General features: G+C 69.8%; 7 protein-coding genes. 6 read left to right on the forward strand and 1 reads right to left on the reverse strand.

Annotated features, from left to right (window positions below; genetic code table 11):
- The first annotated feature begins 109 nt into the window (after window positions 1–109).
- The 6 genes from galE to J4H92_RS01210 all read left to right on the forward strand — a co-directional run bounded on the left by galE (window position 110) and on the right by J4H92_RS01210 (window position 11,880).
- Window positions 110–1,135 carry a UDP-glucose 4-epimerase GalE gene (galE, locus tag J4H92_RS01185; protein WP_208095205.1) on the forward strand — a complete coding sequence of 342 codons (1,026 nt, stop codon included), beginning with the start codon at window positions 110–112 and terminating at the stop codon, window positions 1,133–1,135.
- A complete protein-coding gene (locus J4H92_RS01190) occupies window positions 1,132–2,505 on the forward strand; it encodes an LCP family glycopolymer transferase (RefSeq protein ID WP_208095206.1) in 1,374 nt (457 codons plus the stop codon). The genes galE and J4H92_RS01190 overlap by 4 nt, the downstream gene beginning before the upstream one ends.
- Before the next feature lie 50 nt (window positions 2,506–2,555).
- Entirely contained in the window at window positions 2,556–4,556 is a 2,001-nt protein-coding gene (locus J4H92_RS01195; RefSeq protein ID WP_208095207.1) for an acyltransferase family protein, read from the forward strand.
- Between the two features lie 49 nt (window positions 4,557–4,605).
- Window positions 4,606–5,604 carry a glycosyltransferase gene (locus J4H92_RS01200; protein WP_341782958.1) on the forward strand — a complete coding sequence of 333 codons (999 nt, stop codon included), beginning with the start codon at window positions 4,606–4,608 and terminating at the stop codon, window positions 5,602–5,604.
- 167 nt (window positions 5,605–5,771) lie between these two features.
- Entirely contained in the window at window positions 5,772–10,904 is a 5,133-nt protein-coding gene (locus J4H92_RS01205; protein WP_208095208.1) for an ExeM/NucH family extracellular endonuclease, read from the forward strand.
- A gap of 106 nt (window positions 10,905–11,010) precedes the next feature.
- Window positions 11,011–11,880, forward strand: coding sequence for a glycosyltransferase (locus J4H92_RS01210; protein ID WP_208095209.1), 870 nt, complete (start codon window positions 11,011–11,013; stop codon window positions 11,878–11,880).
- Window positions 11,881–11,964: 84 nt separating this feature from the next.
- On the opposite strand, the gene J4H92_RS01215 is transcribed toward J4H92_RS01210, so the two are convergent.
- Window positions 11,965–14,103: an LGFP repeat-containing protein gene (locus tag J4H92_RS01215; RefSeq protein WP_424960857.1), complete on the reverse strand. Its 2,139-nt coding sequence runs from the start codon at window positions 14,101–14,103 to the stop codon at window positions 11,965–11,967.
- Window positions 14,104–14,202 lie beyond the last annotated feature (99 nt).

Below are 14,202 nucleotides of genomic sequence, written 5' to 3' on the forward strand. Positions count from 1 at the left end.
GGGTTCCCCGAGACCGGCCCCGTCGCCCGCGTCGGGCGCGTGTGCGGATCGGCGCTGACATCGGCGGGTTTCAGTCCGGGCACAGCCCCGCCCCCATACTCTGGTGTGCATGCGCGTACTCCTCACCGGCGGGGCCGGGTACATCGGCTCCCACACGGGACTGGCCCTCCTCGAGAGCGGGCACGAGGTCGTGGTGCTCGACGACTTCTCGAACAGCAGCATCGAGGCGGTGCGCAGGATCGAGGAGCTCACCGGCGCCGGGATCGTCGTGGTGGAGGCGGATCTGTCGGATCGCGCTGCGACATCGGCCGCGCTCGCCGCGGCGGGGGAGCGCGCGGAGTTCGAGGCGGCCGTCCATCTCGCGGGGCTCAAGGCCGTGGGCGAGTCGGTGGCCCAGCCGGGCCGGTACTATCGCGTCAACGTCGCGTCGACGTTGAACCTCCTCGATCTGCTGGAGGAGCGATCCGTGACGAAGCTCGTGTTCAGCTCGAGCGCGACCGTCTACGGTCTTCCGCAGTACGTCCCGCAGGACGAGCGGCATCCGGTCGGGGTCGGCCTCGCCAATCCCTACGGCCGTTCGAAGGCGATGAACGAGCAGATCATCCGCGACGTCCAGGCGGCGAGGCCGGAGCTCGAGGCGGTGCTCCTCCGCTACTTCAACCCGGTGGGAGCTCACGCCTCCGGCCGGATCGGCGAGGATCCCTCCGGGATCCCGGGCAACCTCATGCCGTTCATCGCGCAGGTGGCCGTGGGGGTCAGGGAGGAGCTCAGCGTGTTCGGCGACGGCTATCCGACGCCGGACGGCACCGGCGTGCGCGACTACATCCACGTGATGGATCTGGCCGAGGGGCACGTCGCCGCGCTGGAGGGGCTGACGCCCGGCGTCGAGGTCTACAATCTGGGCTCCGGCTCCGGCTCCAGCGTGCTCGAGGTGATCCGGGCGTTCGAGGCGGCCTCCGGGCGCACGATCCCGTACCGGATCGCTCCGCCGCGGCCCGGAGACGTGGCCGAGACCGTCGCGGATCCGTCGAAGGCGAACGCAGAGCTCGGATGGAGGACCAGGCGGAGCCTCGCCGAGGCCTGCCGCGACGTCTGGGCGTGGCAATCGGCGAATCCGAGGGGGTACGCCTCGTGAGCGTCGACCTCGAGCGCCCGCTGCGCCACCCCGACTCCGATTCGCCCCCGCTCATGAACAAGCGGGCGCGCTGGCTCGTGCTGCTCGGCTTCCTGCTCCCCGGCAGCGCCCAGCTGCTGGCGGGCAGCAGGAGGCTGGGGCGGTTCGGCGTCGCCGCGACCATCGTCCTGGTCCTGGGTCTGCTGCTGGCGCTCGCGGGGTTCCTCTGGGCGCGCGAGCTCACCCTGACCGTGTTCACCAATCCGATCGCACTGCTCGCGGTGCAGGCGCTGATCGTCGGCTACGCGGTGCTCTGGCTCGTGATCGGCTTCGATACGCTGCGCCTCGCGAGGCTGGTGCGGCTGTCTCCGGGGTGGCGGGTGCCCGTCGCGATGCTGTCGGTGCTGCTCACGCTCGTGCCGGTGGCCGGGGCCGCCTGGGCGACGATGACGGTGGGCGCGGCCCGGGGGGCGATCAGCGACATCTTCGGCGACGGCGCGCCCGCGGTGGATCCGGTGGACGGGCGCTACAACATACTGCTCCTCGGCGCCGACGCGGGGGAGGATCGCGAGGGTCTGCGCCCCGACAGCATCTCGCTCGTCAGCGTCGACGCCGAGACCGGCCAGTCCGCCATCATCGGGCTGCCCCGGGAGCTCGAGAACATGCCGTTCCCGGAGGACTCGCCGATGCACGAGCTGCATCCGAGCGGTTTCGGGATCGACAACGGCTGCAACGTGGGCAACTGCTACCTCAACGGCGTGTACGCGGAGGTGGAGTTCTTCCAGCCGGAGCTCTATCCCGACGCCGAGTCGAGCGGATCCTCGCCCGGCATCGAGGCGACGAAGGACGCCGTCTCGGGGGCGACCGGGCTGGAGGTGCAGTTCTTCGTGCTGATCGACATGGCGGGCTTCGAGAAGCTGATCGACGCGCTGGGCGGCGTGACGGTCACGGTGGACGAGCGGCTGCCCATCGGCGGGGATCAGTGGGGCAACGGCGTCGAGGGCTACATCGAGCCGGGGGAGCAGCACCTGGACGGCTTCGACGCGCTCTGGTTCGCGCGCTCCCGCTACGGCTCGGCGACGGGGGACTACGCCCGGATGGAGCGGCAGCGACAGCTGCAGGCCGCGATCCTCGCGCAGATGAACCCGGGCAACGTGCTGCTCCGCTTCCAGGAGGTGGCGGGTGCGGGCAAGAGCCTGGTCGAGACGGACATCCCCGAGTCGATGCTGGGCCGCTTCGTCGACCTCGCGGCGAAGGCGCGGGAGCACACTCCCGTGACGCTCGACCTGACGCCGCCCGAGGTCGATCCCGCGATGCCCGACTACTCGGAGATCTACGGGATGGTGACCGAGGCCGTGGCCGAGGCCTCGCCGCAGCCGGAGGAGCGCTGACCGGCCCCTCGGGATGACGCCGCACGGCGGCACCGTTAGACTGGGCGGCGATGTCTCGCACGCAGTACGCAGGGGTGCTCCCTCCGGGGGACCGCCAGTCGTCTCGTCTGCCGGACTATCTCGCGGGCGTCCAGGGGCTCCGCACCCTGGCGGCCCTGCTCGTCGCCGTCTACCACATCTGGTTCAGCCGGGTCTCCGGCGGAGTGGACGTGTTCTTCGTGGTGGCGGGGTATTTCGCGGCCAAGTCGCTGATGCGTATGGGCGTCGCGGGCACCGTGCGCGAGCGGGTCGGCGGCCTGGTCGCCTACTGGATGCGCACGCTGCGCCGGGTCACCCCCTCGGCCGTCGTGGTGATCATCGGGACGGTGATCGCCGCCGTCCTCTTCATGCCCCGCAACGCCTGGGAATACGCGCTCCCGCACGGCTTCGCCGCCCTGTTCCACTTCGAGAACTGGCTGCTCATCTCCTCCGACGCCGACTATCTGCAGCAGGGACTCCGCGCCTCGCCGTTCCAGCAGTTCTGGGCGCTCTCGGTGCAGGTGCAGCTCTACCTGGCGGTTCCGCTCGTGCTGCTGCTCGCGGTGAGCCTCGCGGCCTGGCGCCGCTGGCCGGTTAAGGCGACCGCGCTCGTGCTGCTCGGGCTGGCCTTCGCCGCGTCGTTCGCGTTCTCCGTCTGGTACACGGCCGCGGATCAGGAGGCCGCCTACTTCAACACGGCCGCGCGGGCCTGGGAGTTCCTGGCGGGGGCGATCCTCTTCCTCGTGATGACGCGCGGGCTCGCGGACCGGCGCCTCGCCGGTCTGCTCGGCTGGCTCGGCCTCGTCATGCTGGTGTCGCTCGGCGCCCTGCTCGACGTGTCGCGGCTGTTCCCCGGCTGGGTCGCGCTCGTCCCCGTGGCCGCGGCGATCCTCATCATGGTGAGCGCCGCCAGCGAGCGAGCGCCGTGGCCGCTGCGGGCCAAGCCGCTGGTCTGGTTCGGCGACGCCTCCTTCGCCTTCTACCTCTGGCACTGGCCCATCCTCGTGATGTACCGGTACCGCTTCGGCGAGCACGTCGGGATCCTCGGCGGTCTCCTCATCCTGCTGCTCTCGGCGGTGCTGGCCTATCTGACCACGCGGTTCGTCGAGCTTCCGCTGCGCAACTGGAAGCGCCTGGGCGCCTCCGCGGTGGCGACGCTGGTCGCGGTCGCGCTCGTCGCCGCGCCGGCTTTCGCCGCCCTGGCCACCTGGCAGCGGGTGTCGGAGGCGGAACTGCGCGCGGCCCAGCACGAGGTGGAGACGGCGGTCATCGGCGGCGACATCCCGGTGGATCGTCTGGTGCCCGACTTCCTCCTCATCCGGGAGGATCAGCCGGACGTGTACCGCAACGGCTGCCACCAGCGGCTCAGGGCCGAGGAGGTGATCGCCTGCGAGTCGGGCGTGATCGACGGCGCCCGTACCATCGCGGTGGTCGGCGGTTCGCACTCCGCCCAGTGGATCGACGTGGTGCGGCGGGCGGCCGAGCAGGTCGATGCCAGGGTGGTCTCGATGACGAAGAGCGCGTGCCTCTTCGGCGACCCCGACGAGGGGCAGGTGGGATCCGACCCGTCCTGCGCGGTCTGGGCCCGGGCCGTGCTCGACGAGCTGCTCGACTCGCCGCCGGATCTCGTGGTCACGATCGCCACGCGGAAGTCCGGCGACACCGACATCGTCGGCAGGAGCTACCGCTCGTATTTCGGCGTGCTCGCGGACGCCGGGATCCCGGTGGTCGGCATCCGCGAGAACCCGCGGTTCGCCTTCGACGTCCCGGACTGCATCGAGGCGGAGGGGCCCGAGGCGTGCGCCCGGCCGCGATCGGACTTCTACGCGAACGAGAAGCCGCACGACTTCTCCGAGTTCGCGGGCTTCGACTTCGTCGACGTCGCCCAGGATCTCTGCCCGGGCGAGACCTGCGCGGTGGTCGACGGCAACGTGATCGTCTACCGCGACCGGCACCATCTCACCCGAACCTGGACGCTCCGCTTCGGGGATCGCGTCGAGCAGGCGATCCTGGATCGGCTCGGCGGATCCTGATGCGCTGCGGCCGCGACCTCCGATCCGTGCGGCCACTACACTTGCTGACGTGACTGAACGGGGTACAGATGCGCGCGTGACCGCGGTGATGGTCGCCTACAACCGCCGGGCGCTGCTGGGCGAGGCGCTGGCGGCGCTGGCGGCGCAGACGCGGCCGGTGGATCGGCTGATCGTGGTCGACAACGCCTCCGAGGACGGCTCGGCGGAGTTCGCGGAGGAGCGGCTCGCGGACTGGGGCGAGCGGGCGAGGCTCATCAGGCTCTCCGAGAACACCGGGGGCGCCGGCGGCTTCGCCGTGGGCGTCGCGGCGGCGGTCGCCGACCCGCGCACCGACTGGGTGTGGGTGATGGACGACGACACGGTGCCCGGGCCGGAGGCGCTCGCCGGCGCCCTCGCCGCGCACGCGCGCTATCGCGAGACCGGCCCCGACAACCTCGCGGTGATGGGTTCGCGCGTGGTCTGGACCGACGGCGAGGACCACCCGATGAACACGCCCAAGGCCAAGATCGGGGCCGGCCGCGCGGAGCGCGAGCGCGCGGCGGCGGTCGGTGCGATGGAGATCCGCTCCATCTCGTTCGTGTCCGCGTTCCTCCGAGCCGCCCGCGTGCGCGAGCTGGGCCTGCCGATCGCCGACTACTTCCTCTGGAACGACGACTTCGAGTTCTCGGCGCGTCTGCTGCGCGGTGCCCGCGGCCTCTACGTGCCCGGCTCCGTGGTGACGCACAAGACGAGGATCCGCGGATCGAGCGACCAGGATCCCGGACCGCGCTTCTACTACGAGGTGCGCAACAAGCTGTGGGTGTTCCGCTTCAGCCGGGCGCTCCGCTGGTGGGAGTCGCTGCTGTACCAGGCCGCGTCGGCGCGCCGCTGGGCGCGCACGATGCGGGCCTCGGCGGATCGTGCGCAGCTGCGCGACTGCCTGCGCCGGGGATGGCGCGACGGCCTCCGCACCCGCCCGCGCGCCAACGCGCGCGTGCTGGCGGGGGCGGGCGTGCCCGCGGACGCGCTGGACGTGGTCGAGCGCCTCGACGGGGCGCCGCGCGCCTGAGCGGAGCGCTTCACCTGTCGTTGGCCTCTCGGCCATCTCCTATTCTCCTCCCCGCAATCGGGTCGTCACCGAACGATCACCGAACGGTTCCGCGGCGCCTCTAGCTTGGACCTCGCGTGCGCGGATTCCGCTGCCGCTCGACCGATCAGGGGAGCATGAGGATTCACATGTCTGAGCAATCATTCTCGGCGAGGTTCGGCAGGGGCCTGCTGGCCGCAGCCGCGGGCCTGGCCGTCGCCGTCACCGGCCTCGTCCCGGGGGCCACGGCAGCCAATGCGGCGACCGCGTGGGATGGCGTCGTCATCAACGAGGCCTACCTCAGCGGCGGCAGCGCCGGCGCGGCCTATACGAACAAGTTCGTCGAGCTCTACAACACGACGGATCGCGACATCAGCCTCACCGGCACGTCGCTGCAGTATCGCTCGGCGACGGGGTCCGGCAGCACCACCGGCGTGACCGCGCTGACGGGGACGATCAAGGCGAAGGGCTACTACCTCGTCCAGGGGGGCTCGAACGGAGCCAACGGCGCGGCGCTGCCGGCTCCCGACGCGTCCGGCAGCCTGAACCCCTCGGGCACCACCGGCACGGTACTCCTCGCCGTGGGCACCAGCGCGCTCACGATCCCGACCGGCAGCGTCGTCGGCGACGCGAACGTGGTGGACCTGCTCGGCTACGGAACCTCCAACACCTTCGAGGGGACGGTCGCGACCGCCCCCTCGGGCAACACCGATGTCCGGTCGAACAACCGCACCGACGGCGTCGACACCGATGACAACCGGAACGACTTCTCGCTCTCCGCGACGATCACCCCGCAGAACTCGGCCTCGACGGGCGGCGGCACCGACCCCACGGATCCGACCGATCCCGAGCCGGGCGCCGAGAAGACCATCGCCGAGATCCAGGGCACCGGAGCGACCTCGCCCGAGGTCGGCAACACGGTCACGACCAGAGGCGTCGTCACCGCGAGCTATGCGACCGGCGGCTTCAACGGCTTCTACATCCAGACCCCGGGCACCGGCGGCGACATCGACCTCGCCGCGCACACCGCGTCGGACGGGATCTTCGCCTACGGCGGCAACGCCGCGGGCACGGTCGCGGTCGGCGACTACGTGAAGGTCACCGGCGTGATCGCCGAATACCGGGCGAGCAGCGCCACCACCCCCGGCACGTTGACCCAGATCCTTCCCGCGAACGCCGCCGCCGTCGAGAAGCTGACCGAGTCGGTCACGCCGCCGCAGCCCGCCAAGGTCGCGTTCCCGCGGAACGAAGCGCAGCGCGAGAGCCTCGAGGGCATGCTGATCGAGCCGCAGGGCGACTACACGGTCAGCAACACCTACTCCACCAACGCTTACGGAACGGTCGGCCTGGCCACCGGCACGAGTCCGCTCATCACCCCGACGGAGGCGGCGAAGCCGGGCACGCAGGCGTACCAGGACGTGGTGGCGGACAACGCCGCGCGCGGCGTCGTCCTGGACGACGGCGCGTCGACCAACTACGGACCTTCGGCATCGGCCGCCAACAAGGCGATTCCGCTGCCCTACCTCTCCAAGACCAAGCCGGTGCGCGTGGGTGCGAAGGTCGCCTTCACCAGGCCGGTGATCCTCGACTACCGCTTCGACGTGTGGGGCTTCCAACCGACCCAGCACATCACCGGGCAGACGCCCGAGGCGCAGCTGCCGGTTTCGTTCGAGAACACCCGCACCCCGAAACCGGAGGAGGTCGGCGGCGACCTCAAGCTCGCGACCTTCAACGTGCTCAACTACTTCACCACCACCGGTGATCAGGTCTCGGGATGCTCGTTCTACAACGACCGCGACGGCAATCCGATCGCGGTCAACACCAACTGCGACGCGCGCGGTGCGGCCAACGCCGTCAACCTCAAGCGCCAGGAGGACAAGATCGTCGCGGCGATCAACGGGCTCGGCGCCGACGTCGTCTCGCTCGAGGAGATCGAGAACTCGGTCAAGTTCGGCAAGGATCGCGACGACGCGCTCTCGAAGCTGGTCGCTGCGCTCAACGCGAAGGCCGGTCCGGGCACCTGGAGTTTCGTGCCGTCGCCCGCTGCGGCCGATCTCCCCGCGCCCAGCGCCGAGGACGTGATCCGCAACGCCTACATCTACCGCTCCGCGACGGCGGAGACGGTCGGCGGGTCGGTCGTGCTCACCGGCAACGCGGCGTTCTCGAACGCCCGCGAGCCGCTCGCCCAGGCCTTCAAAGCCAAGGGCGCGCCCGACGCGGCGAAGATCCTCGTGATCACCAACCACTTCAAGTCCAAGAGCGGGCCGCGCTCGGGATCGCCGGCACCGTCGCCGGAGAATCAGGACACGGGCGACGGTCAAGGCTACTGGAACGGCGACCGCAAGGCGCAGGCGACGGCGCTCGTCGCCTTCGCCGACGCGCAGAAGCAGGCGCACGGCACCGAGCGGGTGTTCCTGGTCGGCGATTTCAACGCCTACGCGAAGGAGGATCCGATCGGGATCCTCGAAGCGGCCGGCTACGTGAATCAGGGCGCCAAGACGGGGAAGTACAGCTACTCCTTCAGCGGGCAGAGCGGATCTCTCGACGTGATCTTCGCTTCGGAGCAGGCGGATGAGGCGGTCACGGGCGCCGACATCTGGAACATCAACGCCCCCGAGGCGATCGCGCTCGAGTACAGCCGGTACAACTACAACGTCACCGACTTCTACGATGACTCGGCGTACCGCTCGAGCGACCACGATCCGGTGCTCGTCGGCGTGTCCAACGGCGAGGGCGAGGGCCCTTCCGAGACGGTGAAGCTCAACCTGCTGAACATCAACGATTTCCACGGCCGGATCGATAAGACCACCACGGTGCAGTTCGCCGGCACGATCGAGCAGCTCCGCAAGGCGGAGGGCGAGGACAACACGCTCTTCCTCTCCGACGGCGACAACATCGGCGCGTCGCTGTTCAACTCCTCCGTGCAGAAGGATCAGCCGACGATCGACGTGCTGAACGCGCTCGACCTGAAGGCCTCCGCGGTGGGCAACCACGAGTTCGACCTCGGCATGGACGATCTCACCGGTCGCGTGATCGGCGCCCCCGAGGCGCGGAACGCGAAGTGGGACTACCTCGGCGCGAACGTGTACCAGAAGGGCACCCAGAAGGCGGCGCTCAAGGAGTACTCGATCCAGGAGATCGACGGGCTCAAGGTGGCGATCATCGGCGCGGTGACGGCGGAGACGCCGACGCTCGTCGGCCCGGCCGGTGTGGCGGACCTCGAGTTCGGCGATCCGGTGGACGCAGTGAACCGTGTCGCGGCGCAGCTCACGGACGGCAACGCCGAGAACGGCGAGGCGGACGTGCTGATCGCCGAGTACCACGAGGGTGCGAGCGCCGGCTTGAAGGAGGGCGCCACGCTCGACCAGGAACTCGCTCAGGGCGGTGTCTTCGCGAAGATCGTGAACGAGACCAGCCCGAAGGTGTCGGCGATCTTCACCGGCCACACCCACAAGGAGTACTCGTGGGACGGGCCCGTCAAGGGAAGCGACGCCAAGCGGGCGGTTCTGCAGACCGGCAACTACGGCGAGAACATCGGCCAGAACGTGCTGACGATCGACCGCGCGACGAAGAACGTCCTCTCCTACGAGGCCAAGAACGTCAAGCGGACCACCGCCGCCGAGGCGGATCTGGTCGCCGAGTTCCCGCGCGTGGCGCAGGTGAAGACGATCGTGGACGCGGCCCTCGCGTACGCGGCGACCGAGGGGCAGAAGCCCGTCGGCTCCGCGACGGCGGACATCACGACCGCACACACGGGCGGCGCCTACGGGGTCGACGGCTACGGCGGAGCCGATGCCAAGCGCGACGATCGCGCCAACCAGTCCGCCTTGGGCAGTCTGGTCGCCGACTCCCTCGTCGAATCGTTGAAGGAGCCGCGTCTGGGCGGCGCCGAGATCGGCATCTCGAACCCGGGCGGCATGCGCGACGAGCTCCGCAAGGGCACGATCACGTATGCCCAGGCGAATGCCGTGCTGCCGTTCGCGAACAACCTGTGGACTACCTCGCTCACCGGTGCGGATCTCAAGTCCGTGCTCGAGCAGCAGTGGCAGCGGGACGCGGCGGGCAATGTGCCCAGCCGTCCGTTCCTCGCGCTGAGCGTGTCGAAGAACGTGCGCTACACCTTCGACACCTCGAAGCCCGAGGGCGAGCGCATCACCGGCATCTGGGTGAGTGGCGCCCGCGTCACCGACACCGCGAAGTTCCGCGTGGCGGCGCCGTCGTTCCTGATCGAGGGCGGAGACAACTTCACCGCTTTCAAGAAGGGGACCGACGCCCGCGACTCGGGTCTTGTGGATCGCGATGCCTGGATGGCCTACCTGACGGCGCATGAGAACGCCGCACCGGACTTCGCCAAGCGCGGTGTCGAGGTGCAGAATGTTCCGTCCGCGGCCGTACGGCAGGGGTCGGAGTTGTCGTTCCGGATCGGCGACGTCGACGGAGCGAACACGAAGACGAATGGCGGCCTGAACCTCACCTCGCTGGGGAGCCCCGACAACACCGCGGTGAAGGTGAGCTTCGCGGGGTCGTCGGTCGCTCCCGCGGAGGTGTCGCTCACCGACGGGAAGGCACTCGTAAAGGTGCCGGTGCCGTCCGACGTGTCCGGCGACGTCCTGGTGAAGGTCGTCGGTGCGGAGTCCGGCACCGAGGTCACGATTCCGGTGACCGTGGAGCAGGCGCCGGTTGTGGAGCCGGAGCCGGTCGTGCCCGCGATCTCGGTGAAGTTCGCGCGTACGTCGCCACGCTACGGGCAGTCGAATACGGCGACGGTCACCGTCTCCGCCGACGGCGTACGCGCCTCGGGCGACGTCCAGGTGGCCTTCGACGGCAAGACGCTGGCGAAGAACGGCAGGCTTTCCGCCGGGAAGTACACCGTGACGCTGCCCAAGACGGTGAAGCCGGGCACCCGGTCGCTGGTCGCGAAGTTCCTTGGAACGAAGACCGTCGCAGCCGGGCAGGTCTCGAAGAAGCTGAAGGTCGCCAAGGGCAAGGCGTCCGTGTCTGCGAAGCTCGCGAAGTCGAAGATCACGCGCAAGCAGAGGGGCAAGGTGACGGTCACGGCCAAGCTCTCGGACGCGTCGGGCGTGTACGCGACCGGGAAGCTGCGCGTCCTCAAGGGCAAGAAGGTGCTCAAGACGGTGAGTCTGAAGTCGTCGCAGAAGGGGAAGGTGCGCATCGCTTTGCCGAAGCTGAAGAAGGGCAAGCACGCGTTGCGGGTCCAACTGCAGGGCGGCCTCCTGATCTCCAAGGCGACGTCGAAGCGGTTCACTCTTCGGGTGAGGTGACGTAGCGATCGGCTGTGAGGCACGCCGGCGGCTCCGGAGTCCGTTCCACGGGATCCGGAGCCGCCGGCGTTCCCGGTAGTGCGCGGGTACTGGGTAGGCTGGTGCGGTGGAGACTGGCGGGGCGCGGGAGCGCCGGGACGACGGGTTCTCGCTGCTGCTCCCCGTGTACGCGGGCGACGACGCGGGGTTCCTGCGCCTCGCCTTCGCCAGCTCGGTGCTGGAGCAGAGCCAGCCGCCCGCGGAGGTCGTCATCGTGCAGGACGGCCCCGTGCCGGGGGACCTCGCCGAGGAGCTCCGACGCCTCGCCGAGGAGAGTCCGGTCCCGGTGCGGCTCGTCGTCCTGCCGGAGAACCGGGGTCTCTCCGAAGCGTTGAACGCGGGGCTCGCGGTCTGCGGCTACGAGGTCGTGGCGCGGATCGACGCCGACGACGTGTCGATGCCGGAGCGCTTCGAGCGGCAGTGGCGCCTGATCCGGGAGGGCTACGACCTGATCGGCACCGGCATGGCCGAGTTCGAGCGGGATCACGGGACTCCCGGCGACGTGCGCGTTCCCCCGGTCGGCGCCCGGCGCATCCGCGAGCACGCTCGCACCCACAACCCGTTCAACCACCCCACGATGATGTACCGCCTCGCCGCGGTGGAGCGCGTCGGAGGCTATCAGCCGCTCGGCAAGATGGAGGACTACTGGCTCGGCGTGCGGCTGATCGTGAGCGGCGCCCGCGTCGAGAACATTCCGGATCCCCTCGTCGGCTACCGCGTCGGCTCGGGAGCGTTCTCGCGGCGCGGCGGCTGGGCCGAGGCGCGCACCGAGTGGCGGCTGCAGAGCGAGATGCGCCGGATCGGGTTCATCACGACGGCTCAGTACCTGCGCAACGTGGTGATGAAGGGCGCGTACCGGCTGATGCCGGCGAGCCTCAAGCGGGTGCTGTTCCGCCGTTTCGTCGCGGGCGGCCTGCCGGGCGACCGGGCCGTGTGAGGTCTCCCGGGAGTCCGGGGTGCGGATGCCGGGCTTGCGGGCGGCGAACCCGGCACTCGCGTCCCCGATCCGGGGCGCGCGTCCTCAGTCGCGCCGAGCGGCCGGGGTCTCCGCATCCTGGGGGAGGCTCTCGGGCGCCTCGGGCGCACCCGGCGCGGACACCTCCGCGGGATCCGGGGAGGTGTCGCTCGGCGCCTCCTCCGCGGGATCCTCGGCGGGTGCGACCGGGGCCTCGGGCGGCGTCTGCGCGGCGCGCGAGGCGGCGGCCTTGGCGAACCTCACCCCGCCGCTCTTCGTGTAGGTCGCGATCCCGCCCGAGAAGCGGATCTGGGACTTCGTCTTCGAGAGCTGGGTGAGGCCCGATGTCGGCCATCCCCAGGCTCCCCTCGGACCGCCGGCGTTGAGATAGGCGCGCACGATGGGATCGAGCTTGAGCAGCACGGTCGCCTGGGGCCCGAAGAAGCGCACGTGCTTCGCGTAGCGCTGGTAGGAGCCGTCGGAGACCACGCGGGTGCTCTGCGTCGGGAAGCCGAGCGACGACTTCGCCTTGTAGCCGCCCTTCTTGCGCCAGTCGTTGTAGGCCGCCTTCGTCAGGAAGACGACGCCGGCCTTCTTGCTGTACACGGCGACGCCGTTCTGGAAGGTCAGACGGCTGCCCGCTCCGATCTTGGCGACGTTCTGCGTGGGCCAGCCCCAGGCTCCGCCCAGGCCGCCGGCCTTGCTGTAGGCGGAACGGTAGGCGCCGCTCGGCACGAACACGCTCGTTCCCGGCGAGGTCCGGTAGAGCACCCCGCGTTCGGTGTTGCGGTAGCTCCTCGTGCCGACCTCGACGCTCGGGCCGGTGAAGAAACCGAGGGTGGCATGGCCGCCCGCCCGCTGCCACTGGGCGGTCTCCGCGGCGGTGAGCCACTGGACGCGCCCTCCCGAGACCATCAGCGTGCCCTTCTGGAAGCGCTGACTGGCCGAGGTGCCGGTGGGGAAGAGCGCGGTCGCGTTCGGCCATCCGTAGGTGCTCTGGCCGCCGCCCGCGAGCCAGGCCCGGTAGACGGGCGCGGGTATGAACCGCACGCCCACGGTCGAGTTGGAGATCGCGGTGCCGCGCTGGAACTTCAGGTTGCGGTGGCCCGGGCTCGCGACGGTGCCCGCGATGAAGCCCCAGGAGCCCGCGGCGCCGCCCGCGGCGAGGTAGCGCGAGGCCCACCGGTCGGTCGTTCCGTCGTCGAAGACGCCGTACGCCTTGCGGAGCTTCTTCGAGTAGGTGATGACGCCGTTCTCGAAGCGCTGCTCGTAGCCGCCGCCGTTCTTCTTGATCGTCTTGCGCGGGCTGAGCGCGCCGCCGTAGGCGGCGCCGTTGCGCTGGTGCACGGTCTTGATCGCCCCGGTCACCTTGATGCCGCTGCGCACCGACCCGAACCAGCTGTTCCAGTAGTTGTAGAAGTTCCGGTTGCCGTAGGAGGAGCAGCGATCGCCCGTGCCCCAGCCCGCTCTGAGCGCGGCCTGGTTGGGGCGATACGGCGTGTAGGTGTAGAGGGCCGCGGTGGCGTGGTTCTGGATCCTGACCCTGGAGGTTCCGCAGGATGCGTTCGGGTGCCACTGGACGTTGACGGTCGCGCCCCGCTGGAAGTTGTAGTTCTGGGGCTTGGCCCGATACTGCTTGAGCTGCCAGGCGCCCCAGTAGACCTGGTTGAAGAAGCCGAAGTACTTGCTGTTGCAGTTCGCCGAGTTGTTCGGCCCGCTGTCCGGGCAGGCATAGCCCATCGCGACGTTGAACTGGCGCACCGTCGGCCAGGAGTCGGTGACGAGGCTCTGCTCCTTCTCGAGCATCACCAGCAGCACCTTCGGGCTGATCCCGCAGGCCCGGCTGACCTTGGTGATGATCTGAGCGGCGCTCTCCTTCTTCGATCCCCGGTACGCCTTGCAGTTGCTGTTGGAGGCGCGGCTGCTCGTCTTCATCGTGAAGTTCCGCAGGCACGCCTTGGCGATCTTCGTGCTGCCCCAGGTCTTGCCCGCTTTGCGGCCGGAGTCTCCGATGGTGCATCGGCCGAGTCGCTTCTTCAGGAACGACTTCACCTGGGACGTGGTCATCGCGTTGCCCTTGTAGAAGAGCGCGTCGTCGATGATCCGGCCGGCGTTGAAGTTGGTGGCGCTCCAGGCCTGGGCCGGTGCCGCGGTGGCGGTCGTCTGGACGACGGACGTCAGGACGATCGCCAGAGCGGCGAACATCGCCACGGCGATCCTCCGGGCAGCGGATCCCTTGCGCAAAATCTCATCCTCAACGTCAGCTTGAAAGATACCGTGGGGCATCCCACCATTCGACACTAG

Source organism: Leucobacter weissii (assembly GCF_017565745.1).
GTDB lineage: Bacteria > Actinomycetota > Actinomycetes > Actinomycetales > Microbacteriaceae > Leucobacter > Leucobacter weissii.

Bases quoted from the DNA above. Each gene is read 5' to 3' on its own strand.
- J4H92_RS01205 (WP_208095208.1), top strand. From the start codon at position 5,772: ATGTCTGAGCAATCATTCTCGGCGAGGTTCGGCAGGGGCCTGCTGGCC.
- J4H92_RS01195 (WP_208095207.1), top strand. From the start codon at position 2,556: ATGTCTCGCACGCAGTACGCAGGGGTGCTCCCTCCGGGGGACCGCCAG.
- J4H92_RS01215 (WP_424960857.1), bottom strand. From the start codon at position 14,103: ATGTTCGCCGCTCTGGCGATCGTCCTGACGTCCGTCGTCCAGACGACC.
- galE (WP_208095205.1), top strand. From the start codon at position 110: ATGCGCGTACTCCTCACCGGCGGGGCCGGGTACATCGGCTCCCACACG.